General features: G+C 62.6%; 25 protein-coding genes and 1 pseudogene. 15 read left to right on the top strand and 11 right to left on the bottom strand.

Annotated elements, in window-relative coordinates:
- Positions 1-12: 12 nt before the first annotated feature.
- Positions 13-1,332, bottom strand: coding sequence for an MFS transporter (locus tag A9J21_RS26525; protein WP_066740949.1), 1,320 nt, complete (start codon positions 1,330-1,332; stop codon positions 13-15).
- Positions 1,333-1,613: 281 nt separating this feature from the next.
- On the opposite strand from A9J21_RS26525, the gene A9J21_RS26530 reads away from it, so the two are divergent.
- Complete coding sequence (locus tag A9J21_RS26530) at positions 1,614-2,528, top strand: LysR family transcriptional regulator (RefSeq protein WP_066740950.1); 915 nt, start codon at positions 1,614-1,616, stop codon at positions 2,526-2,528.
- Between the two features lie 18 nt (positions 2,529-2,546).
- On the opposite strand, the gene A9J21_RS26535 is transcribed toward A9J21_RS26530, so the two are convergent.
- From A9J21_RS26535 to A9J21_RS26545, 3 genes are all read right to left on the bottom strand, one after another.
- Entirely contained in the window at positions 2,547-3,227 is a 681-nt protein-coding gene (locus A9J21_RS26535) for a type 1 glutamine amidotransferase domain-containing protein (RefSeq protein WP_066740952.1), read from the bottom strand.
- A 105-nt stretch (positions 3,228-3,332) separates the two neighbouring features.
- Positions 3,333-3,893 (bottom strand): cytochrome b/b6 domain-containing protein, encoded by a 561-nt coding sequence (locus A9J21_RS26540; RefSeq protein ID WP_066740953.1) that lies wholly within the window; start codon positions 3,891-3,893, stop codon positions 3,333-3,335.
- A gap of 2 nt (positions 3,894-3,895) precedes the next feature.
- Positions 3,896-4,162 (bottom strand): PepSY domain-containing protein, encoded by a 267-nt coding sequence (locus tag A9J21_RS26545; protein ID WP_066740955.1) that lies wholly within the window; start codon positions 4,160-4,162, stop codon positions 3,896-3,898.
- Positions 4,163-4,414: 252 nt separating this feature from the next.
- Between A9J21_RS26545 and A9J21_RS26550 the strand changes: the two genes are divergently transcribed.
- Positions 4,415-5,413 (top strand): LysR family transcriptional regulator, encoded by a 999-nt coding sequence (locus tag A9J21_RS26550; RefSeq protein ID WP_066740957.1) that lies wholly within the window; start codon positions 4,415-4,417, stop codon positions 5,411-5,413.
- A 41-nt stretch (positions 5,414-5,454) separates the two neighbouring features.
- Here the strand turns inward: A9J21_RS26550 and A9J21_RS26555 are convergent, their stop codons facing one another.
- Positions 5,455-5,961, bottom strand: a complete 507-nt coding sequence (locus tag A9J21_RS26555; RefSeq protein WP_066740959.1) for a hypothetical protein — start codon at positions 5,959-5,961, stop codon at positions 5,455-5,457.
- A gap of 31 nt (positions 5,962-5,992) precedes the next feature.
- A complete protein-coding gene (locus A9J21_RS26560; RefSeq protein WP_066740961.1) occupies positions 5,993-6,682 on the bottom strand; it encodes a helix-turn-helix transcriptional regulator in 690 nt (229 codons plus the stop codon).
- A gap of 841 nt (positions 6,683-7,523) precedes the next feature.
- Here A9J21_RS26560 and A9J21_RS26565 point away from each other — a divergent pair.
- The 4 genes from A9J21_RS26565 to A9J21_RS26575 all read left to right on the top strand — a co-directional run bounded on the left by A9J21_RS26565 (position 7,524) and on the right by A9J21_RS26575 (position 9,410).
- Positions 7,524-7,964: an Hsp20/alpha crystallin family protein gene (locus A9J21_RS26565; RefSeq protein ID WP_066741204.1), complete on the top strand. Its 441-nt coding sequence runs from the start codon at positions 7,524-7,526 to the stop codon at positions 7,962-7,964.
- 16 nt (positions 7,965-7,980) lie between these two features.
- Positions 7,981-8,388, top strand: coding sequence for an Hsp20/alpha crystallin family protein (locus A9J21_RS26570; RefSeq protein WP_066740963.1), 408 nt, complete (start codon positions 7,981-7,983; stop codon positions 8,386-8,388).
- 142 nt (positions 8,389-8,530) lie between these two features.
- Positions 8,531-8,665, top strand: a complete 135-nt coding sequence (locus A9J21_RS32540; RefSeq protein ID WP_255366045.1) for a hypothetical protein — start codon at positions 8,531-8,533, stop codon at positions 8,663-8,665.
- 361 nt (positions 8,666-9,026) lie between these two features.
- Positions 9,027-9,410 (top strand): hypothetical protein, encoded by a 384-nt coding sequence (locus A9J21_RS26575; RefSeq protein ID WP_066740970.1) that lies wholly within the window; start codon positions 9,027-9,029, stop codon positions 9,408-9,410.
- Between the two features lie 87 nt (positions 9,411-9,497).
- Here the strand turns inward: A9J21_RS26575 and A9J21_RS26580 are convergent, their stop codons facing one another.
- Positions 9,498-10,256, bottom strand: coding sequence for a sulfite exporter TauE/SafE family protein (locus tag A9J21_RS26580; protein WP_066740972.1), 759 nt, complete (start codon positions 10,254-10,256; stop codon positions 9,498-9,500).
- 175 nt (positions 10,257-10,431) lie between these two features.
- Here A9J21_RS26580 and A9J21_RS26585 point away from each other — a divergent pair, with 175 nt between their 5' ends.
- Positions 10,432-10,866: a MarR family winged helix-turn-helix transcriptional regulator gene (locus tag A9J21_RS26585; protein WP_066740974.1), complete on the top strand. Its 435-nt coding sequence runs from the start codon at positions 10,432-10,434 to the stop codon at positions 10,864-10,866.
- 30 nt (positions 10,867-10,896) lie between these two features.
- On the opposite strand, the gene A9J21_RS26590 is transcribed toward A9J21_RS26585, so the two are convergent.
- Positions 10,897-11,673: an enoyl-CoA hydratase gene (locus A9J21_RS26590; RefSeq protein ID WP_066741205.1), complete on the bottom strand. Its 777-nt coding sequence runs from the start codon at positions 11,671-11,673 to the stop codon at positions 10,897-10,899.
- 183 nt (positions 11,674-11,856) lie between these two features.
- Between A9J21_RS26590 and A9J21_RS26595 the strand changes: the two genes are divergently transcribed.
- The 3 genes and pseudogenes from A9J21_RS26595 (at position 11,857) to A9J21_RS32545 (ending at position 14,286) form a co-directional block, all read left to right on the top strand.
- The gene (locus A9J21_RS26595; protein ID WP_066741207.1) at positions 11,857-13,191 is read left to right on the top strand and encodes a PLP-dependent aminotransferase family protein; all 1,335 of its coding nucleotides are present in this window, start codon (positions 11,857-11,859) and stop codon (positions 13,189-13,191) included.
- A gap of 15 nt (positions 13,192-13,206) precedes the next feature.
- Positions 13,207-13,608, top strand: a pseudogene (locus A9J21_RS31190) (transposase); the annotation flags it as partial.
- A gap of 147 nt (positions 13,609-13,755) precedes the next feature.
- Complete coding sequence (locus A9J21_RS32545; protein ID WP_304441002.1) at positions 13,756-14,286, top strand: MgtC/SapB family protein; 531 nt, start codon at positions 13,756-13,758, stop codon at positions 14,284-14,286.
- On the opposite strand, the gene A9J21_RS31755 is transcribed toward A9J21_RS32545, so the two are convergent.
- The gene (locus tag A9J21_RS31755) at positions 14,261-14,620 is read right to left on the bottom strand and encodes a hypothetical protein (protein ID WP_156546202.1); all 360 of its coding nucleotides are present in this window, start codon (positions 14,618-14,620) and stop codon (positions 14,261-14,263) included. The genes A9J21_RS32545 and A9J21_RS31755 overlap by 26 nt on opposite strands.
- Between A9J21_RS31755 and A9J21_RS26605 the strand changes: the two genes are divergently transcribed.
- Positions 14,610-14,903 carry a hypothetical protein gene (locus A9J21_RS26605; RefSeq protein ID WP_066740976.1) on the top strand — a complete coding sequence of 98 codons (294 nt, stop codon included), beginning with the start codon at positions 14,610-14,612 and terminating at the stop codon, positions 14,901-14,903. The genes A9J21_RS31755 and A9J21_RS26605 overlap by 11 nt on opposite strands.
- Before the next feature lie 569 nt (positions 14,904-15,472).
- Here A9J21_RS26605 and A9J21_RS26610 read toward each other — a convergent pair.
- Positions 15,473-16,333, bottom strand: coding sequence for a transposase (locus A9J21_RS26610; protein WP_307188124.1), 861 nt, complete (start codon positions 16,331-16,333; stop codon positions 15,473-15,475).
- Positions 16,334-16,727: 394 nt separating this feature from the next.
- Here A9J21_RS26610 and A9J21_RS26615 point away from each other — a divergent pair, with 394 nt between their 5' ends.
- Positions 16,728-17,708, top strand: coding sequence for a helix-turn-helix domain-containing GNAT family N-acetyltransferase (locus A9J21_RS26615; protein ID WP_066740978.1), 981 nt, complete (start codon positions 16,728-16,730; stop codon positions 17,706-17,708).
- Positions 17,709-17,871: 163 nt separating this feature from the next.
- Here the strand turns inward: A9J21_RS26615 and A9J21_RS26620 are convergent, their stop codons facing one another.
- A complete protein-coding gene (locus tag A9J21_RS26620; protein ID WP_231907050.1) occupies positions 17,872-18,834 on the bottom strand; it encodes a LysR family transcriptional regulator in 963 nt (320 codons plus the stop codon).
- A 64-nt stretch (positions 18,835-18,898) separates the two neighbouring features.
- Here A9J21_RS26620 and A9J21_RS26625 point away from each other — a divergent pair, with 64 nt between their 5' ends.
- From A9J21_RS26625 to A9J21_RS26635, 3 genes are all read left to right on the top strand, one after another.
- Positions 18,899-19,702 (top strand): NADPH-dependent F420 reductase, encoded by an 804-nt coding sequence (locus tag A9J21_RS26625; RefSeq protein WP_066740980.1) that lies wholly within the window; start codon positions 18,899-18,901, stop codon positions 19,700-19,702.
- A 119-nt stretch (positions 19,703-19,821) separates the two neighbouring features.
- A complete protein-coding gene (locus A9J21_RS26630; RefSeq protein ID WP_082926624.1) occupies positions 19,822-20,232 on the top strand; it encodes an NADPH-dependent F420 reductase in 411 nt (136 codons plus the stop codon).
- A 55-nt stretch (positions 20,233-20,287) separates the two neighbouring features.
- Positions 20,288-22,525, top strand: coding sequence for a rhodanese-like domain-containing protein (locus A9J21_RS26635; protein WP_066740982.1), 2,238 nt, complete (start codon positions 20,288-20,290; stop codon positions 22,523-22,525).
- Positions 22,526-22,875: the final 350 nt, after the last annotated feature.

The raw sequence follows: 22,875 nt of genomic DNA on the forward strand, positions 1-22,875 counted from the left end.
ATCGAAGGCGGATCAGTGTTCGCGTTTCTCGGCAATGCGCAGCACGGCAACCAGGGCCAGCACGCCGCACGCCATCATGTAGAAGGCCGGGGCCATCGGATTGCCGGTCTTCGCCAGCAGCCAGGTGACGATGAATTGCGACGAGCCGCCAAACACCGTCACGCCCACGCTGTAGATCACCGCCAGGCCCGTGGCACGCACGCCGGCCGGCAACATCTCCAGCAGCATCAGGAACAGCGGCGTGGTGCCCAGGTTGATGCTGGCGGTCAGCAGCGCGGACAGGCCCAGCACCAGCGGCACGCTCGGGTAGTGGTTCATCAGCCAGAACGCGGGATAGACGGCGATCAGGCTGAACAGCAGCGACCCCGCCACCAGCGGCTTGCGGCGTTCCAGACGATCCGCCAGCGTGCCTGCGGCCAGCGACACCACCAGCAGCGTGACACCCGTGACGCAGCCCGAGAGGAACGACAGCGACGCCGGCATATGCAGCACGCGGATCATGTACGTCGGCATGAAGAACACCACCAGGTACATCGTGGCCGTACCGGCGGTGCCCGCCAGGATGCCCAGCACCACCTTGCCGGCGTGACGGCGGAACAGTTCGCCAACGGGGCTCGGGGCGTGCGCGTCGGCCTCGTGCGTTTCATCGAGATTGGCGCGGATATAGAGACCCACCGGTGCGATCAGCAGGCCCAACAGGAACGGTACTCGCCAGCCCCAGCTTTCCAGCGCGGCAGTGGGCAGCAGGGCGTAGAGCGTGGCGCCCGTGGCGGCGCCGGCCAGCGCGGAAATGCCCTGGCTGCCGATCTGCCAGCTCACGCGCCAGCCGCGGCCCCGCACGTCGCCGCCTTCCATCAGCATCGCGGTGGACGCGCCAATTTCGCCGCCAAGCGAGAAGCCCTGCAGCAGGCGCCCCGCCAGGATGGTCAGCGAACCGAGCACACCGGCCGTGGCGTAGGTAGGGGCCAGCGCGATGCACAGCGTGCCCAGCACCATCAGGCCGATGGTCAGCGTCATGGCGGCCTTGCGGCCATGACGGTCGGCATAGTTGCCGATCAGCACGCCGCCCAGCGGGCGCATGATAAAGCCGATGCCGAACGTGGCGACGGCCAGCAGCAGCGAACCGTAGGGGCTGTCGGACGGAAAGAACAGCTTGCCGATCAGCAGCGAGAAGAAGCTGTAGACCGTGAAGTCGAACATCTCCAGCGCATTGCCGATGGAGCATGCGGCGATCAGGCGGAACTGGCTTTGCTTCGCCTTGGCCGGGGTGGCCGGGGTGGCGACGGTGGCAGCGGAGAGCGGCGCGCCGGCGGGCAGGGTTGCGTCGTTCATGTGAGGGGCTCCACGAACTGGGTTACGGGAATCGTGGAGCCTGGGGTGGCATCCATCGCGCAAGTCGTACGTCCTTGGCGATGCAGTATTCCGGCAAACACGCCGCCCCAAAAATCATTTATTGTCATCGTGATAACCAAATGGCATCACCGTCATCATCACCCGCCGCGCACCATCAGGACTAGTACCTACGCGGCGCATTCAGAAGTGCCATGCACGGCAATTGCGCACGCGCGCACCAAGGCAATGCATCGGCAACCGGACGATGGGGAGAAACCCTGATGAAGCTGCAACAACTGCGCGTGCTGCTGGCGGTGGCCCAGCACGGCAGCATCCACGAGGCTGCGCGCAGCCTGCATACGTCGCAGCCGGCGCTGTCCAAGGCCATTGCCGAGCTTGAACGCGAGCTGGGTGTCACGCTGATGTCGCGCTCGGTGCGTGGAGTGAGCCTGACGGCCTACGGCCTGGCGCTGGTGCGGCGTGCCACGGTGGTCGAGCAGGAACTGCGGCATGCACTGGAAGATATCGAATCGATCCGCGGCCATGCCGAGGCGCAGCTTCACATCGGCTTTACCGCCGTGGCGTCCAGCGCCGCGCTGCCCGATGCAATGGCCGCCTACCGCCAGCGCTATCCGAATGTGACGCTGCGCGCGCAGGAGCTGCGCCCGCAACAGATCCTGGAAGGGTTACGTGAAGGACGGCTCGATCTTGGCCTGATCTCGACCAACAGCGGCCCCGGTGGTGGCGGCATGCAATGGGAGCCGCTGTTTTCCGTCGGCATGGGCCTGGCAGTGCGGGCGGGGCACCCGCTGCGCCGGGCGCGACGCCTGCGCGCGTTGCTCGATGCCGACTGGCTGACGCTCGATCCGCTGGACGATCCGGGCAGCCCGCTGGCCAGCCTGATGCGCCTGCACCGCCTGGACATGCCCAAGCGCATCGTGCAGAGCGCATCGAACCTGCTGGGGTTGCAGCTGGCGACGAAGACCGACCTGATCAGCGTGTGGTCGAACTACGTGTTCGATGGCACGGGGCCGCTGAAGCTCGATCCCGAGGCGCTGGTGCGATTGCCGATTGCCGACGAGCTGCCGGACTTCCAGCTGTTCCTGGTCTATCGTTCCGAAGACCTGATGACCCACGCCTGCGCGCAATTCACGCGCGAGGTGCGGCATGCGGCGAAGCCGCGCCGCTCGCGTTGAGGCGCGCGGCGGCACGTTTTACTTCTTCAGCAGCTTCAGCAGTTCATGCGCGCCGGCCTCGGATGACGCGGGGTTCTGCCCCGTGACCAGCAGCCCGTCGACCACGGCATGGCTGCCCCAGTCGTCGGTTCGCGAGAACTGGCCGCCGTTCGCCTTGAGCACGTCTTCCACCAAGTATGGCACCACATTGGTCAGCTGTACGGCCTCTTCCTCGGTATTGGTGAAGCCCGTGACCTTGCGGCCCTTGACCAGCGGTTCGCCATCGGCGCGCTTCACGTGGCGCAGCACGCCGGGCGCATGGCAGACCAGCGCCATGGGTTTGCCGGCGCGGTCGAACGCTTCAAGCAGCGCGATCGACCGCTTGTCTTCGGTGAGGTCCCACAGCGGGCCATGGCCGCCCGGATAGAAGACCGCGTCGAAGTCGTCGGCCTTGACCTGGTCCAGCGTCAATGTGGCGGCCAGGTGTTTCTGGGCGGCAGGGTCGCTCTGGAACCGGCGCGTGGCGTCGGTCTTGAAGTCGGGTTCGTCACTCTTGGGATCGAGCGGCGGCTGGCCGCCCTTGGGTGTCGCCAGCGTGACATCGACGCCCGCATCCTTGAACACGTAGTAGGGCGCGGCGAATTCCTCAAGCCAGAAGCCGGTCTTCTTGCCCGTGTTGCCAAGCTTGTCATGCGAGGTGAGCACCATCAGGATCTTCATTGTCGTTCTCCGGGTTGGTTGGCACCGCTGCCACGCACGCGCAACGGCGTTGGCAACCATCGTAGCCAGCGCGTGGCAATTCCGAAAGCTCGACGATCCTGATTTTCAGGAAGGCTGGTCGGTGTCGCGGCGCTTGCGCCCGGTAAGCATCGCGGCGATCAGGTTTTCGCCGCCCTTGATGCTCATCGCAATCGCCGCGGCAACATGCAGCGCCACCAGGCCAAGCAGCGTATTCGACAGCCAGCGATGGATGTCGATGGGCCAGTCCTCTCCCCAGAACGGATCGAGCCGCGACATCCAGCCCGTGACGGCCAGCGCCAGGATCAGCGACCACATCGCCAGCATCATCACCGCGCCCAGCGGGGTATGGCTGATAAAGCGCGGTGCACGGCCGCGCATCAGTGCGCGGCCATAGGCCAGCACACCGGCGGGGCGTGGCAGCCAGGCCCGAAAGCGCGCGTGCTCGGTGCCGGCAAATCCCCAGACAATGCGGAACAGCACCAGCCCGGCGGCCACGTAGCCCATCACGCGATGCACCTGGTCGCCCGAATCGTCGATCAGGTCATAGCAGACGATGGCCGCCACGCTCCAGTGCGTGAAGCGGACGGCCAGGTCCCAGACGCGAATCGTGTCGCGCGGATACACGCGATCCGCCGGGGTTGCCATGCTTACTTCCCGATTTCGGATTTGACGATGTCCAGCGTCTTGGTATCGAAGTAGATCTCGGCCTTCTTGCCGTCCTTCGTGGTGCCGTAGATTTCGTAGCAGTTGCCGTCGACCTTGAACTTCTTGATGTTGTAGCCCTGGGCCTCGATCTTGGCCTTGGCGTCGGCCTCTGGCATCCATTCGGACTTGGGATGCTTCTCGCAATTTGCACCTGCGAATGCGGCGGTGGAGAACAGGCCGGCAAAGGCTGCGGCGACGATCTTGTGCATGGATCCACTCCTCAAAAAAGCCCACCAGGGCGACGTGTGTGAATCGTAGAGTCTAATGAGACCGATTCTCAATGTAGGTTTTCCCGATCTGCCCCGTGGCTGCAATCGCACAGTCGTTGCAAATGTCACGTTGATGTCACGTTCTCGTAATATCCCTACTATGAACGTGGGCTCCACGATTGTTCGCGTTGTGGGACAATCGCGGCCGGTCGGGTAAGGGTTTTCCCGATGCCAAGCTTCGAAAGGTTGCGCATGAAAACGATTGACTGGAAGGACTGGGAAATCTTCTGCCGTGTGGTGGAAGGCGGCGGCTTCACACAGGGGGCCGAACTGGCCGAAGTCCCGAAGTCATCGGCCAGCGCCGCGGTGGCACGGCTGGAAGGGCAGCTCGGGGTGCGCCTGTTCGAGCGCACCACGCGCCGCGTGCGCGTCACACAACGCGGGCAGCAACTCTACGATCGCGTATCGCCATTGTTTGGCGCACTGCGCGAAATCAGTGCCGAGGCGGCTTCGGTCAGCGCCGAAGTCAGTGGCACGATCCGTATCGCCACGCCGTACGAAGTGGGCTCGCAGCACCTGTCGCCGACGGTGAACCGGCTGCTCAAGCAGCATCCGTCGCTGCGCGTGCAGCTGGACATGAACTGGGACCAGCCCGACCTGATCCGCCATGGCTACGACCTGGCATTCGTGATGACGGATACGAGCCTGCACGACAGCTCCTTTGCCAGCAAGCGTGTGGTGCTGATCGAGCGTGCGTTCTATGCGGCGCCCGCGCTGATCCGCGAGCGCGGCCTGCCACGCGCGCCACAAGACCTGCAGGGCTGGCCCACCGTCGGCAATCTCGACGACTCGCACTGGGAATTCCTGCGCGATGGCGTGGAGACGTTCTCGCTCGACGTGGAACCGCGCATCTGCACGCACAATGCCGAGGTGCGCCTGAAGGCGGCCGTCGATGGCCTGGGCGTTACGCGCCTGTCGCCACGGTTCGTGCATGAACAACTGGTGCAGGGGCAACTGGTGCGGGTGCTGCCCGGCTATTCGTCGTCACCGCTCAAGGTCTATGTGCTGATGCCCGCGCGCAAGCTGATGCCGGCCAGCGTGCGCGCCTTCCTCAACGCGCTGGAAGAAACGCTGGGCGTGCCGGAAAACGCGCGGCGCCCCGCATCGCGCCTGGGCGCCACCTTGCTGCCGGACGTCACCGCGGCGCTGGAAGAAGCCGATGCCGCGCCCACCATCCTGACGCTCGAATAAGCCGCTGGTGGACCGGCGGCCGGCCCCGGGGGCGGGGCGAATCAGTAAGGCTGGTCGCCGCTGCGCAGGTCGAAGCTGAGCGTGTCGGCGATCTCCAGCATTTCGTCGTCGTCCTCGCTGCGCGTGATCCAGCCCGCGTACGCGTCGCCACCGGTATCCCAGTTCCATAGCGTGTAGCCGGCCACGCGCAGCTGGTCCGTGGCCAGCTCCATCAGTTCGGGCACGCTGGTGCCTTCCAGGAAATCCTCGTCCTCGGGGTCGTCGGTGCCCCAGTCGATCTCCAGGTCGATGCGCTCGCAGAGCTGGGTCAGGCAGCCGATAAAGGACTCGACGTCCTTCCAGTCGACGTAGAAGCCTGCTTCCCAGTCGATGATCTCCTTGATCTGGAAGAGCAGCATCTCGGCGTCGGCCTCGTCCTCCTCGGCATCCTCCAGCGCTTCCTCGAACAGCGCCAGGTGCCGCGTGGTCTGCTGGGTGTCTCCCAGGTTGATCAGCGCAAACAGCCGGCTTGCGGCGTCCTGCGCGTCGTCGTCCAGTTCTATTGCCATCTGTGGCTCCTTTGTGGCCCCGTTGCTCCATTCATGCGGCCACTTTCCCGATCTCGCGATGCCCCCGTGGCGTCACGCGCAATGCCCGCGACGCGTGGGTAGGCTCGATCCAGCCCTTCTCCAGCATGGTTTCCAGCAAGGCCGCGCCCAGCGCGCCGCCCAGGTGCGGCTTGCGCTCGCTCCAGTCGGGGCAGGTACAGGCGAACTGTCGGCGCTTGCGCCGCGTGGCGTCCAGGTCGATGCCCAGCTGCGCCATGGCCTGCGTGCCGTCGCCGGTCAGGTCGATCCGCGTGCCATCCAAGGCCAGCCAGCCCGCCTGCGACATTCGTTCGAACAGGCCCACCGCAAGTTCCCCGGCCAGGTGGTCATAACAGGTGCGCGCCTGCCGGAGTGCAGGCGGCGTGCCGCGCGAAACGGGCACGACCCGCATGCGCGGCGGCTGGCTCACCAGCGATGCCGTGGCCAGCGCCTCGATGGCAACGCCGATTTCCGGCGCTGCCAGGCGGTAATAGCGATTGCGCCCGCGCGATTCCACGGCCAGCAACCCGCCTTCGGACAGCCTTGCCAGGTGGCCGCTGGTGGACGACGCCGACAGCCCGGCAATGAGCGCCAGCTCGCCAGCGGGCCGGGCACTGCCATCCATCAGCGCCCACAGCATCGCCGCGCGCCCGGGGTCGGCCAGCAGGCCAGCCAGCTGGCTGATGCCTGGAGCGTATTCCATAGTTCATGCATGGGTGAAGGGACGGATGCAAGTATAGGCAATTTGGGGTTGAAGTTGGTGTCGCACAAAACATGTCTTACTGACCAAAACTTTTCTTACTAAACAACTGTTGTCTTACGTTAACCAAAAGGGCCCTTACCAAATGTTTGGCGGGCTTCTGCAGCCGCTAGCGCCGTCATCGCGGCCGGCTCCACTGCCTCCATAATCCTGCTCAGGCCGACCGCGCAATATCCCCGCTCACGCACCGCCGTGAGTACCGCGGCTCAATCCATCTTCAGCAGTGACGTGCAGGGGCTGAGTTGGGCCACTGCTTCGCTGTCGGCCCGGCCCAGCCTGCCAGCAGGTGCGTCGTGCAGTGTTCCTCGCGTGAACAGCGCATCAAAATGCGGCGGTGATCGGGCCTGTCCTCACGACGGAGGCCACGGTGGCGGACGTTCCCAGGGAAGATGAAGCGGCACCGGCGCCAGCACCCGCGTTCGACATATTGATGTGTCCGCGGGTTCGCTGCTTGCTGCGTGGAGGCGGTCCTTTTTGGCACCGTGCGACGTTGCGCGTCGCACGGTGCCTCTTTTTGGGTGAGGGCGCTTGGTGCACGGCGCTTTAGTTCGGCGGGCGCCTCAAGTTCGGGTCAGAAATTGGCACCGGCGGGCCGCATATCGACCGTGGCAAGGGTGACGCTTTAGACTCTTGAAATTGTCGTTTTCCGTTGCTATTTTAATTTCGCTCAGGCAGTCGCGATGTCGCGCTGCGTGTTTCTGTTTGTTTGCCAGCAGCGAGGGCAGGTGAATGGGAGCGCGTGATGCCCCTCACTCCTCGCTGCGCGCTACAGGAGGATACGACCATGACTGACGCAATTTTCGGAACCGACCTCTTCAGTGACTTCGATCGTCTGCAAAGGCAGATGACGAGCCTGTTCGGCGGCTTTCCTTCCAGCATCCGCGCAGGGCGCTCCAGCGCATTTCCTGCCATAAACATTGGGGCAACTGACGACTCGATCGAGATCGTGGCTTTTGCCCCTGGACTCAAGCAGGAAGACATCGAAGTCACCATCGATCGTGGCCTGTTGACGATCAGCGGCGAACGACAACCGCTTTGGCAAGACGGCATGCCAGAGTCACGGCATTACGCCCAGGAGCGCTTTGTCGGCGCGTTTAGGAGAGTGATTGAACTGCCGGAGGGCGCAGATCCCGATAAGGTCCAGGCCCGATATGCCAATGGTTGTCTTTCAGTCAGCGTGGGTAAGCGCGAGGCGTCCAAGCCGCGTGCGATCATCGTTCAATAACGTCAAGGAGGCTACCATGAACGACAACACCCAACTCGCACAACGTAACGATAGCGCTGTGGCCCAACGCACTGAGGAGAAGGGCGGGCGACAAGTAACCCTGATCCCAGCAGTGGACGTTGTGGAAGACGCCAATGGCGTGACGCTGTGGGCTGACCTGCCTGGCGTGAGCCGTGAGAATCTCCAGGTCAGTTTCAATGACGGTGCTTTGCACATCGAAGGGCAAGCGGTCGTCCCGACGCCCTCGGGACTTCGCGTGCAGCACGCCGAAATTCGTCAGCCTCACTTTGCGAGGTCGTTTTCGCTAAGCCCCGACCTGAATGCAACGCAGATCGGGGCGCAGTTGGAAGACGGTGTGTTGAAGCTGACCGTCCCTCGGCGTGACGAAGCGAGACCGCGGCGCATTGCGATCAACCTGGCTTGAAGCGCTTGATGTCTGTCGGGGCGGCCTACGGCTTTGTCAGGGCGTTCCAGGGTGTTTCCGGGCGTGCCCAGGCTTTACAGGCGTGGCGCCCCGACAGACCTTGCGTATCTCGTGTTTCAACCATGATTGTCAGGGGTGCGAGATGAAAACCGAAGTCGGAAAGTGGAAGCTTCGCAAATCGGAACGCAACGAAGTGCAGACGACGATCGATACGCGGCTGGAAGCGGGCGGAACTATAGTCGCCGAACCACCGATCGATTCCCGTAAAGCTCGTTGACGCTCGCCTCGTCGCCGGACGACCATGTCGACGCGCGATTTGCGAACGGCGTACTGACGATGCGCTTCTCTAAGATCGAGCGGCCGTCGTCGACAGTTCGAAAGATCGACATCCAATAGTTGCGTTCCGCCGCATAGGAACCAGAAGCTTACACCGCCGGTTCGGTCCAATTATCGGGGCGTTCCGCTTAGTGCGACACAAGGTTCTCGGCCAAAGCGGATATCAGCGATTGCCTTGGCCGAGGCGCTTCACTCCCTTGTGCTTCGTAGTGTTTGATTCGCCAATTGGATAACCGCCCCGATGATCGGAGAGTGGAATCCACGGGCATAGATGAATAGCAGATTGACTGACTGAGGTTGTCATGGAATTCGATACCGACTGGATGACGTTAGGCACTCATCGGATACGCCTGCGGGGCATCCGCGGCTTTCCAACCGAGAAGATGCGCAGTATTGCGGAGCTTACTCGCATCGCAATCGAGCACAATATGAGCGCTGCGGCGCGGCTGCTGGAAGTTGTTGCGGATCGCTCCAATGCATATTCGATAAGCATCGGTACGACCTTTCCGAAGGATAAAGATATGGTGCCTGACCTTGAGATGGCGCTCGCCACCATGTTCGGGTTGAAGGCTGAACAGATCAATATGGAGGTGACCGTTGTCAGTCAGGCAGAAGTCGACCTTCACTTTGGGGTTTACGAGCGGATGCTTGCGGAGAAGATCGGGATCGTCCCTCTAATACAGTGATTCAGGGCGCCAAGGCGTGCTCACGGAGTCAGAGAGGGGTTAAGCCTTACTACAGTGGACATATTCCCCTTATTTCGATCAGCGAGCCTAGGCAAGGTAGCCTGAAGCACCGTCCCATAACAGCTTCAGCGCGGTGACTACCAGCAAGCTGTAGCATGCCCGGTACATCTGGCGCTGATCGAGCCGCCCATGCAGGCGCCAGCCCAGCCAGACACCCGCTGGAACGGCAAGCAGGCAGATCGCCATCAGCGTCCAGACGGCGCCGACGGGCCTCGCCAGCGCTAACCATGGTACGGCCTTGAGGACGTTGCCCACCGTAAAGAACATACTGGTCGTTCCCGCGTAGACTTGCTTGCTCAGGCCCAGCGGCAGCAGGTACATCGCCAGCGGCGGCCCGCCGGAGTGGGCGACCATGGTGGTGATCCCCGACGTCAGGCCCGCCGCTACAGCCTTGGGCGAGGAGCGGGGCTGCACCGCGACATGTCCGCCCCGCAACAGCCACAGCCCGACGAAACTCAACGTGACCACGGCCATGATGATGGAGATGGCACGGTGGTCCAACACGCGAAAAAGGAAGTAGCCCACGCCAATACCGACCACCAGCCCGGGCACCAGCAAGAGCAAGTCAGGCCTGGACCACGTCGATGGTTTCCAGTAGCGCAGGCTGAACAGGTCCATGGCGACGAACAGCGGCGCCAGCAGGCCACCTGCTGATACCGGGTCCATCACAAGCGATAACAGCGGAATGCCCACGATGGCAAAGCCCCCGCCGAAGGCGCCCTTCATGAAGCAGATCAGGAAGACGCCGGCAAACGTGACGAGGATGGTGGTGATATTCAGTTCCATGATGGGGTCGGCAAAGACTGAAGGCTGGAGACCATCGTAGGCTTGTGATTCAATACAATCAAATCATTGTCATGGATACAATCGCCGCGGCTTCGGGAGAAAGTCATCATGGGGTGCCGAGGGTGGTGATAATATTCGCGCGCGAATTAAATCGATCAACGCTGCCGGCCCGAACATGAAGCACCGCCTTGTCTATCTCCTGAACGTTGGCCAGCGCCGGCTGCAGCGCTGGTCGCAGGCGCGTGCCGCTCGTGGTGGCGTCACCGCGGCGCAATCGGGCCTGCTGTTCTTTCTGGGCACGCACAACGGCGCATTGATGAGCGAGGCCGCCGCCGCGCTGGACCTTGGCGCCCCAGGGATGTGCGGCCTGGCTGACCGAACAGAAAGAGCGGGCCTGATCGAGCGTCGTGCCGACGAGAACGATGGTCGGGCATCGCGCCTGTGGTTGACGGACGCAGGGCGCTCGGCGCGTCAGCGCTCCAAGGCCGGCATGAGCGATCTCAACGCCAGGCTGACCGAAGGCTTTACCGAAGCCGAGATCGATGTAGTGGCGCGGTGGCTCACCAGCCTGCAGACCAGGTTCCCGGCCGCCGACGAAGGCGACATCTAGCCTGGCCCACGTCGGCGCGACCAACCCGGCCTAGTGCTGGGCGACCTTCGAGAAATCCGGCTTGCGCTTTTCGGCAAAGGCCGCAAACGCCTCCCTGGCTTCCGCGCTCGTCAGCCGCTCCTGAAATTTCGCGCTCTCGGTATCCATCTGCGTCACCAGCATCTCCGCCTGGCGCATCAGCGCTTTCATGGCGCTCAGCGAGCCGGCAGGCTTGGCGGCGATGCGTTCGGCCATCCGGCGTGCCTCGGCGCGCAACTGGTCATTGGCGCAGACCTTGTTGGCGATACCCCAGGCCAGTACGGTCTGCGCGTCGAGCGGATCCCCCATGGCAAACATCTCGAAGGCCCTGGCGTGGCCGATGCGCAGCGGCAGCAGATAGCTCGAGGCCGCTTCGGGCACCAGCGCCAGGTTTACGAACGGCGTGATCAGTTGGGCATCCTGCGCCAGCAGCACGTAGTCGCAATGCAGCAGCATTGTTGTGCCCACGCCCACCGCCTTGCCATGGACGGCTGCAACGATGGGCACCGTCGCCTTCGCCAGCGCATGCAGAAAGCGGTGGACGTGCCGTTCGCTGGGACCCTTTCCCGCGGCGATCGCCGCGAACTCGCCCACATCGTTCCCCGCGGTGAACATGTCGCCATCCCCCTGTACCAGAACGACGCGGACATTGCCGTCGTGCTCGGCGCCTTCGATGGTGTCGGCCAGGGTGCCGTACATCTCATTGGTCAGTGCATTCTTCTTGTCTGGTCGGGCAAGCGTAATGGTCAGGATGCTGCCGGTCAGGTCGACGTGAATGTCCGAGGTCATGCGGGTCTCCATAGGTTTATGTTCGCATGCGAAGTATATGAATAATTTGCGTGCGAAGTAAACTATGGGATAGGCCGAAACGCGCTCGCGCTCGCGTGCGCGGCGCTGTCGCCTGGTTTTGCGCGATGATCGGATCCGGTCGATAATCAGTACATTCCTGCCATTGTCTTGCATCCGTTCGTCATGCCTCGACACCGCTACAAGCAACTGGTCGACCAGTTGGCCGCAGACATCCAGGAAGGCCGCTTGCGTCCCGGCACCCGCCTGCCCACCCATCGCGAACTCGCCGCCCGCGAGGGCCTGGCGCTGGTCACAGCGACACGTGTCTACGCGGAACTGCATGCCATGGGGCTGGTAAGCGGCGAAACGGGTAGGGGGACGTTCGTGAAGGAAGTGCTTCCGCGCGGACACGGTGTGGATCTTCAGCCATGGAGCGACGACACGGTTGACCTGAGTTTCAACAATCCGTCGATGCCCGGCCAGAGCGACCTGCTCCGGAGCGCGCTGCGCGAACTGGCTGGCGCCGGCAACCTTGAATCGTTGCTCAGGTACCACCCCCATGGCGGCCGAATGCGTGATCGCGAGACGATGGCCCGGCATCTTGCCGGACGCGGCGTGCCGGCCACGGCGCATAACACGGTGCTGGTAAGTGGTGGACAGCACGGCTTGACCGTCACGGCAATGGCGTTGCTGGAACCCGGCGACGTCGTCGCCGTCGACGCGCTGACATACCCTGGCTTCAAGCTCACCGCAGAAGCCTGCCGACTGGAACTAGTGGCGATTCCTGCGGGCACCAAGGGCCCGGACCTGGACGCATTGGCCGGCCTCTGCCGGCGACGCCGGGTACGCGCCGTGTACGCAATGCCGACGCTGCACAATCCGCTTGGCTGGGTCATGAGCGCGCGCCGGCGGCGCGATCTGGTTGCCATTGCGCGCCAGCACGGATTGATCGTGATCGAGGATGCCGCGTACGCCTTCCTGGCGGCAGACGCTCCACCGCCCCTGGCCGCATTGGCGCCCGAAATGACTGTGTATGTATCGAGCCTGTCCAAGAGCGTGGCAACCGGGCTGCGCGTCGGCCCGGTCTGTGCCCCGCTGGCCTGGATCCCCAAATTCGAACGCACGATCCGGGCGACTACCTGGCATACGCCAACCACGATGACCGCGATTGCCTGCGGCTGGATCGAGGATGGGACGGTCGCTCGACTGGAGGCGGAGAAGCGATTGGATGCCTCGGTACGCCAAGGCATCGTGACCGAAGCCCTGGGGCATCTAGATCCCGTCCGGCATCCCGCGTCGTATTTCGTTTGGCTGCCGCTTCCGGAAGATGCGCGTGCCGATGCCATCGCGAATACGTTGCTGGCGCAGAACATTTCCGTATCCACCGCGCATCCCTTCACCACCTCGAAGCAGGTGCCACACGCCATCCGGCTGGCCCTCGGTTCCGTCGACGTTGACACGCTGCGGCAAGCACTAATCACCGTCGCCAGAGTTGTGGACGATCACGCGTACCGATAACGCGCGACTTGCCAGACGTCGTCCGCGCGCCGCCGTGCGCACTCGCGCCACTTGCGCAACTATTCGGCGAAGACCGACGAGCGCGGAAGAATCCGTGATGCCGTTTCAATAAGCGAGCGACCTGCGAACGCTGAAGACCGCGCGATACCTGGGCACTGGGAAGGAGCTTTGCTCTTCGGCAGTGCCAATAGCCAGATCGTCACTTTCTGTGACCCGCAGAATCCTTGGCAGCGCGGGTCCAATGAAAACACAAATGGCCTTTTGAGGCAGTACCTCCCCAAATGCGCTGATCTCTCTGTCTATTCCCAGGCAAAGCTCAATGGCATAGAACGGCGCCTCAACGAACGTCCGCGTAAAACACTAAACTTCGATACACCCGCTGAACGATTCCATCAGACCGTTGCATCGACCGGTTGAATCCGCACTTGATTCCGGTCATTCAAACAGGGCTGCTCCGTCGTCCAGCGGAGGCTTAAATACATGTCCTTTACATCGGGAAAGGATGACTCCATGTCCGAGTGATCGGCGATCGCCGCACTAACGGTATTCGTCGGGCACGCGTCGCTGTGGTACGGCGGCACCACGGCGCACATCCAGTCGGACCCGGCACATACCATCCAGGGCGTCATCACCGGCATCGGCTTCCTTTGCGCCGGGGTCATTATGAAGGATGGCATGAGTGTCCGCGGCCTTACGACCGCTGCATCCATCTGGGCCGTTGCTGCGACGGGAGTGCTCCTTGGCGTCGGGTTCTATGCCGCTGCGCTACTGCTCGCAGTCCTATGTGTGGCTTCGATGTCTCTGATGCATCCGCTGGAGTCACGGCTGCCCGGACGCATGACGCTTGACCTGTCTCTGACATTCCAGCCAAGGGAAGCGCCTGACTTGAATCTCGTGATCGAGCTGGCGAGGTCACGCGGCTATCGTGTGCTCAACGACACGCTCACTATTACCTATGCCGACCACCAAGCGGTGTGGCGCGTCAGCCTCGTCGCTCCGGACAAGGCACGCGCGCTGTCGCCGGCTGCACTGGCTGCGGAGATGGCGGCCACCGAGGGCGTATCGCGCTTCAGCATCGTGCCGGTGCGGAGCTGATCCCGTGACCAGAACGAACATGCTTGGCGTGCAATTCGCCGAGGTCCGACAGGAACTGATAGGCATTGGTGAATCCAACTACCGGCAACGCGCGTGCCACCGGATGCCTTGCGACCATGAATCCGTTCGTATGAACGATCACGATGGCCAATTGCCCGTCCACACCTTTGAAGCCGAATGCGCGTGCCGTACCGCTGGCGTCAGTCAGATCAAAGCCACCATTGGCGTTGACTGAGAACGTCGCGAGGTCACCGGCTGCCGAGGGTTGGCCACATCCACTCATGCCGCAATCGGCAGCTTTGGTGAACTTGCGGGACGCAGTTTTGAATCCCACGGGAGTCACCGACATCACTACGTTCTCGAACACGGTGATTGCCGTCGATGCAACTTCCCATACCTACACGCGCCAGCGCAACGATGGTCGCATCGACACGTGGCAAGACAACGTGCCGTCCACCGGACTTCGCTATCGCCCGGTAGTGGCCCCGGTTAATGGCCTCCCAGGCGCTGCGGAGTCCATCGGCATGAGCCTGTCCAACACGGGCCTGACCGTTTCGATCAACGCTAGCGCGAGCAACCCCAATCCCTTCTATTCGATCTCGATCGACAGGCCGTAACCCAACCCGGGAAGCTGCTTAAGGCCTCACGCAACTTGCGTGGGGCCTGTTAATTGGTAGGCGATTGGGCTGTTGGGATTAGCAACCGATTGGAGCGTTGGCTGGTCGATTGGAGTTTGACGGAGGGAGTTGGCTTTGAAGCTGCTTCGAGCGCGAAAGTCATCGGATCGCTTGGCCGCTTGCGACATCGGAGCAGCCGTTCAGCCGGATACTTCGATATGGCCGTTGATGTTTAGGTTTGTTTGATGCCTGCCCTTGGCTGCAGAATTCCAGGGGTATGAGGGCAGGCGTTGAACAAACCTCAGGGGAGGAAACCGCGGAGTCCGGCGACGCCGGTGATGCGGGCTATGGCGATTGATGGCTTGGCCCCAACAACGGCGTCATGGCTTGAAGGGGAGGCAGGCCAATCAATCGGCTCCTGCCATGGCGCGAAGGTCGGAGCAGTTCAGGATCGCGTGGATACCCAGTGCATGCAACCTGGTCGAGGGAGTCGGCGAGCACAACGCTCCGCTTGCGGCTCCAGATTCCGAAGAGCCGTCGGTCGAGTGGTAGGTGTGGAACGTGCAGGCTCATGCCAGGGCTCGCTGCGGTGGCGGTCCGCGGATGCACGCGCTGCGCGGGATGACCTCGATGACGAGCATCGGGGCGCCACAGTGCCGGCAGACGAAGGACGGAGGTGCGGCGACATCGGTATCGTCAGGCGCAGCGGTCACCGCCGGGACGACGCTCAATAGCGAGCGTATCTTGACCAGATTCGCGCGGCGCGCTGGGGGATTGGCAAGCAACCCGTAGTGGCGGATGCGATGGAAGCTGCCCGGCAGCACGTGCAGCAGGAAGCGGCGCATGAATTCTCCGACGTCCAGCGTCATGGTCTTACGGCGCGTGCGTCCCTTGGCGCGGTAGTCCTTCCAGCGGAAGGTCACGCCGCGTTCATCAAGCGAGACCAGGCGCTGGTTGGAGATTGCCACGCGGTGCGTGTAGCGCGACAGGTAGGCCAGTACTGCCTTTGGACCGGCGAACGGTCGCTTGGCGTAGACCACACACTCGGTGGCGCGTAGTGGCGCCAACCATTGCGCAAAGGCGTCCGGATTGGCGAGGGCGCTGTACTCACCAAAGAACTGCAATTGCCCCAACGTGTGTGCGTCCTGGAGTGCATCGAGGAAGCGCCGCCGGAAGAGGCGGGAGAGCACGCGGACTGACAGGAAGAAGCCAAGCAGGTGTGTTGCAAAGCTATGCCGTAGCGTATGCATGGATACGCGCTTGTCGATCTCTGCGGCCTGTGTGGCGGCGTGGACGGCACGGTTGAGTTGCCGGGTGCTGAGTGACTCGATGGGATTGAGGCCCGGGGTCTTGTCCGCAAGCTTGCGCATCCGCATGTCCTCGATCATGCGCTGGCGTAGCGGGCTGATGGTAGGTGTCGCGACTGACATGGCTGGGCTCCTGTCGGGAATCGCGGCAAGTTGCCTCGGTCCTCAACTTAGGAGACAGCGCAGGCGCTTCAGTCACTTTGCGCATTGGACGGAGGGTTACCGCGCGAGCGGTTTAGTCCTCTGGCCGATCTGAGACATCGAGCCGTGGCGGCAGGGCACAGTGGCATGACACTCCCGCCGTAGTCTGCTATCGGCCAGGCTGCGACGTTCCGCCGGCTTGCTTCTACGCCCGCTGCACAATGACAAGCGGACCTTCAGTTGGAAATGTCTTACGCCTGTCCGGTTTCGGCGAGCAATAGCTCGCCACAACTCGACATCACTATAAGGCGGACCTTGACATAGTTGCGCATCGCAACTATGTTGGTTGCGATGCGCAACTTATTTGAGCCCGCACATGGACCTTGTCGATCTTCCGGCCAAATCTCGAGAAACTACGATTCTCGAGCTCCGGGACTTTTCCCGAAAACTGGTTCGCGAACTAGGCTTCATGCGAACGACCTTGGCTGACAGTGATCTTGCGCCTTCGGCTGTTCACGCGATCATCGAAATCGGGGCAACGCGAGGGATCAGTGCGAAGGACTTAGGCAACATCTTGCGCCTCGACAAATCAAACACAAGTCGACAGGTTGCGAAACTGGAGGCAGGCGGACTGGTGAAACGCAAGGTCGCAAACGAGGATGCGCGCTCGTCTGAGTTGTATTTAACGGAGGCAGGGCAGAAGCTCCGGAGAAAAATTGACCGATTCGCGACAAATCAGGTGTCCAGTGCGCTTCGACGTATGGTTCCTGCCGACCAGCAAGTCCTGGTTCGTTCTCTCGCGCTGTACGCCGACGCGCTCGCGCAAGACAACTCAACCGAAGCGGCCCCCGAACGCGTCCTGGCCACCCAGATTCAGGAGGGCTATCAACCCGGCTGCATCGGTGACATAGCAAGCTTACACGCCCGGTTCTACGCAGAGCACTGGGGCTTCGGCGCGTTCTTCGAGCAGAAGGTAGCGACAGAGCTTGCCGAGTTCGCTGGCGCATTGCCAGCCGATAGCAAGGCGCTATGGCTCTACGCCGAAAATGGTCGCTCCCTCGCCTCTATGGCAATCGATGGGGATTATGAAACAGGCATCGCTCATTTGCGATGGTTCATCGTCGACGATTCGTTGCGTGGTTCCGGTGTCGGTAGGCAATTGATGTCACACGCGATGAGATTTGTCGACGAGCGATTTAGTGAGACGTACCTTTGGACGTTCAAGGGGCTAGATGCAGCGCGCCACCTATACGAGACATTTGGTTTCCAATTGACCAGCGAATCAGAGGGGACGCAGTGGGGGACCAACGTCGTAGAACAACGGTTTAGTCGCTGCTCTGCCCGAACTCAGCCGTGATTTACATATAGGCCTTAGCGAGCGGCGAGCAAGACGTTGAACTTCGATACGCCGGCTGAACACCAGTACGTTGCATCGACCGGTTGAATCCACAGGGCGACCCTTCTCAAATGGCTGCTGGTGGCCGAAAGCGGAAGGCCCACGAAGCTTGCGTAATTCGCGTTCACTCTGCGCTGCGGCCGCGGCTCTGAAACGCGCCGAGGCAAAGATCCACGAAGCTACGGACTTTGGGATCCATGTAACGACTCGATGCAAAGACGGCATGGACCGGAGCGGGGGCTTCGGCCCAGCCGGGCAGCACGCAAGACAGTCTGCCTTCCTTTACGTACGGCTCTGCCATAAATCGGGGCAGTTGCGCGATGCCGAGTCCGGAGAGAACGAGATTCTGCGCGGCGATGGTGCTATTGACCGCGCAGCGCGGGGTGGCGGTGACGCGTTCGGCGGTTACGCCGTTGAAGAGGATCCAGTTGGAGCGGCCCCGCGTGGTCTTCATGATCAGGTCATGCTGCTTCAGATCGCTGACTGCGGTTAGCGCTGGTGCGCGGCTGACGTAGTCGGAGGCTGCATACAACCCATAGTGGACTTCGCCAAGGCGGCGCGCGGACAGTCCTGAATCCTCCAGTGTGCCGACGCGAATCGCGACATCGAACCCTTCATGGATGATATCGACGAGACGATTGGTGTACTCAGCCTCGACCGTGACTTTCCGCGCCATCTTGAGGAACGCCGCGACCCATTCGTCCACGACCATCGTGCCGAACTCGGAGCCCGCCGTGATCTTCAGCAACCCCTTCGGCTCGCGAGACTGCTGTGCCACCGCAGCTTCCGCCGCCTCCGCGGCGGTCAGGATACTAACGGCGCGCTCGAAATAGTCTCGGCCCACTTCGGTCACATTGAGGCGACGCGTGGAACGTGTGAGGAGTTGCGCGCCCAGCTTCTCCTCCATGCGGCTCACGATCCGGCTCACGCGCGCTTTGTCAGTGCCAAGCCGCTCTGCCGCGGTCGTGAAGGACCCGTCGGTCACCACCGCCGCGAACACGCGCATTTCGGGTAGATCGATTGATGTATTCATGGACAACAGTATGTAATTTTCTGCGCTATTTATCAATGTGGTGATGCTGTCCATAGTGTGGTCCAGAGCAGCGCGCGTTCCGCGTGTTGCATACATCCCATCACAAGGAATACGCAAGATGACACAAACCATCGGAATCATTGGCGCCGGCCTCGTAGGCAAAGCCGTCGCGCGGCTGGCCATCGCGGCCGGATGTCGCGTCATCATCAGCAATTCGCGTGGACCCGACACGCTTTCGTCCTTGATCGACACGCTGGGCCCGCGCGCGCGCGCCGGCAACGTCGACGAAGTAATCGCCGCCGCAGATATCGTCACGCTGGCGGTTCTACTGGCGGCCTTCGAGGCATTGCCGGCCGACAAGTTTGCTGGCAAGGTGGTTCTCGACCAGACGAATTATTACCCTGGTATGGGCGGATTCCGTCGGACAGATCTTGACGATGGCGAGCTGACGTCGAGTGAGCTCATGCAGCGATATCTCCGCGGCGCGAAGCTGGTCAAGGGCCTCCACAATCTCAGTTGGATCCATATGGAGAGCAACGCCAGACCGAAAGGCGCAGCCGACCGTACAACGCTACCCATTGCCGGCGACGACCTGGCAGCGAAGGACGCTGCGATGCGTTTCATCGAAGCCCTTGGCTTCAATGTCGTCGACGCCGGCACGCTTGCAGACAGTTGGCGCATCGAACCTGGCACGCCGATCTATTTCTGGCGCTACGCACCTGTCGTTCCCGATGGTGTATCGGCCGACGAGGCCAAGCGAATCTACCAGCGGCGTGGCGAGCCCATCTCGCCCAATGAGGCGCACGGCCTCATCGCGGAGGCGGTGCGTCCTTCGCCGATTGGCGGGACGCTGGACGGAATGCCTCAGGTCCATGTGGATCTGTTCCTTGAGCAGGCAAGCGCCGATACCGTCGGCAAATAGGTGTCGGTCTATTGATGCATCCACAGACAACGGTCTGTGGTTCGCACTGCTATTTATCTGTGCTTCATGTCGTCTCTAGAGTGGGGTTTTTCACGGTGGAATCGATAGGCGACATTGCTATGAAGATAGGCATCCTAAATACCGGCAACATCGGCAGCCGCCTTGCCGGCGCCTGGGCAGCAGCGGATCATGAACTGATGCTCGCGAAGGACGGTGACGCTCGCAAGATGGATCCGCTGCTCGCCGAGCTCAGAGGTCGCGTCCGGCCAGGCTCCATCAAGGAGGCTGCGGAATTTGGCGACGCGTTGCTGTTCTCCGTCTATTGGCCGCGGGCGGACGCCATCATCCACACCGTGGGCGATTCGCTCGACGGCAAGGTGGTTATCGAAACCTCGCAGGCAGCAATACGGCCGGAGGCGTGCTACAGGCCGCGAAGGACGGCGCCACAGGCACCATTTGAATCCACAGCCGATATGCGCCATTTGCGCATAACCATGTGCGCGTTTGTTCGTTCCTTGTATAGGCGGTAGCCCCTAGAGTCGGTAGCTTGTCCCCATCCGACCCAAGAACCATTGGGCCTTAGCTATGACCGCATCCCAGTTATTTCATGCTGAAGCTTCAGGAACTGACATCGCCAGCCGCCGCCACCAAGCCGTGGCACGGTTTATCGCCGAGACGCGCCGGATCCTCGGCAACGCGGATGTGACAGACAAGTCCCGGCTTGGTCCGGTGGCGAGGTTGCTGGAAGCGCTAGGCCAGCAACGGGAGCTATTTCCTGATGCGCACTTTCCGGTGTCGGCCAGTAACCCCGCTCAGGTTTACAGGTTGGCCGAGGACCTCGATGGCCGATTCGCGCTGTATGTCTCGGCCGGCCTCCCGGGCAAAGCGCAGCCGCCGCACGATCACACCACGTGGGCGATCATCGCCGGTATTACCGGACGCGAGCGCAACAACTTCTATGAGCGCGAGGCCACGGCCGACCCGGCGCGCGACGAGCTGCGCGAAATCGAGGAATTCGATGTCGTGGCGGGCTCGTCGGTAACGCTGTTGCCCGACGACGTGCATACCATCGAACTGATTGGCGAGGAGAACGGGCTGCATCTGCATTTTTATGGCCTCGCACTGGATCGGCTCGCGGGCCGCGTGGTGTTCGAGAGCAAGGCAGGTGGCAGCTATCGCCACTTCGGGCCGCTGCGCCGGCTGGCGGCGCCGGTAACGGACGTTGCCACGCTGAAGGCTGCACTGACAGACGGACAGGAAATCGCGCTGCTCGATGTCCGTGAGACTGGCGTCCATACGAAGGGCCATCCGTTGCTGGCTGCTTCCGCCCCGCTGTGGCGGCTGGAACTGCTGATCGATCGGCTGGTACCGAGGCGCGACACGCGCATCGTCCTGCTCGACGGCGGTGACAATGCCGACGCACTCGCGCACCAGGCGGCGGCAAAGCTGGTGCGGCTCGGCTGGGGCAATGTGTCGGTGCTGGAAGGCGGCGTGGCGGCCTGGGTTGGCGCCGGCAACGAACTATTCACTGGCAGTAACGTGCCAAGCAAGGCCTTTGGCGAGATCATCGAACACGAGAAACACACGCCGTGGATCGACGCCGAGGAATTGCACCGCCGTATTGAGGCGGGCGCAGACATCGTCGTGGTGGATAGCCGCACCACAGAGGAGTTTGCCGATTTCAGCCTGCCGTTCGCACATAGCCTGCCTGGTGCGGAACTGGTCTACCGGATCGGCGAATTGGCGCCGAACCCTGACACGCTCGTGGTCGTCAATTGCGCAGGACGCACGCGCAGCATTGTGGGGGCCCAGACGTTGATCGATGCGGGCATCCCCAACCCGGTGGCGTCGCTCAAGGACGGCACCATGGCCTGGCTGCTGTCGGGCCGGTCGCTAGCACAGGGGCGCGTGACACCGCTGCCGGAGCCGTCCGCAACAACGCACGAAGGCGCGCGTGCCAGGGCCGGGCGCGTGGCGGCGCTGGCCGGTGTGCGCCGGTTAGACTTATCCGGACTGGCGAAGCTGGAGGCAGAATCGCAGACGCATTCCCTGTACCGTTTCGACGTGCGCACACGCGGCGAGTATGAATCGGGCCACCTGCCCGGCTGGCGTTGGGCACCTGGCGGCCAACTGGTGCAGGCCACCGACGAGTATCTGGCCACCCGTGGTGCCCGTATCGTGCTGGCAGACTTCGACGGCGTGCGTGCGTTGACAACGGCCGCGTGGCTGGCGCAGCTTGGCGGGCATGAAGTGTTCGTCTACGCACCGTCGGCCGGCGCGGATCTCGTGACCGGTCCCGAGCCTGTGCGTGTGCTGGCATCGCGTCCGGCCGCTGCGTCGGTGTCATCACAGCAGGCCGCGCAGCGGCTGGCCTCCGGCACGGCGAGGCTGTTCGACGTGGAGCGAAGGTCAGCCTTCGAGAAGCGTCATGCAGCGGACGCGTACTTCGCCGTCCCTGATCGGCTTGAAGCGTTGATTGCCGACATTCCGGCCGAGCTCGCCATTCTGATCACCTCTTCGGATGGCGTGCTCGCACGCGTGGTGGCTGCGGAGCTGGCGGCGCGTACCGGCCGTGATGTTCGCTACGTGAGTGGCGGCACGCAGGCGTGGGCGGCTGCGGGTCTACCAGTGGGTACGGGCGGCGAGCGGGTGCTGACCGGTGACGACGACTACTGGTTCAGCCCGTATCAGCATACCGACGTGGGCCAGCGCAATGCAGGCTTCCAGGCGTACCTCGACTGGGAGGTCAATCTCGTGAAGCAACTCGGGCGCGAGAGCAATATCGGCTTCCGGTTGATCGGGACGGCCGAGACAGCAAGCTGAGGCGGACAGCAAGTACAGGGCGCCAGATGGCGTGTTCGTACAGGTCTGGGCCGAAGTCAGGCGACACATCAGCGAGTGCGCGTGCCTGGTGCAGCTCCAGGTCGGCGTGAAACAGGTCGTGGCTGACGCGCGACACGATCCGGCCACGGCGAGGATAGATGGAGATGGAAGTTCGCATGGGCGGTGGCGCGCTTGACGGCATCGGCCGGAGGCGTCGAGCCGGCGCGGCGGTAGCGCACTGCGTGCTGCCAGCGCTGCGCATCGGACAAGCTGGCGTAGTTTTCGAAGAAGCCGGATACATGCGCGGCTTGGCCACGGCCCGAGCCGCAATGTGATCGCGCCGGGAGAAC

Source organism: Cupriavidus sp. D384 (assembly GCF_001652915.1).
GTDB lineage: Bacteria > Pseudomonadota > Gammaproteobacteria > Burkholderiales > Burkholderiaceae > Cupriavidus.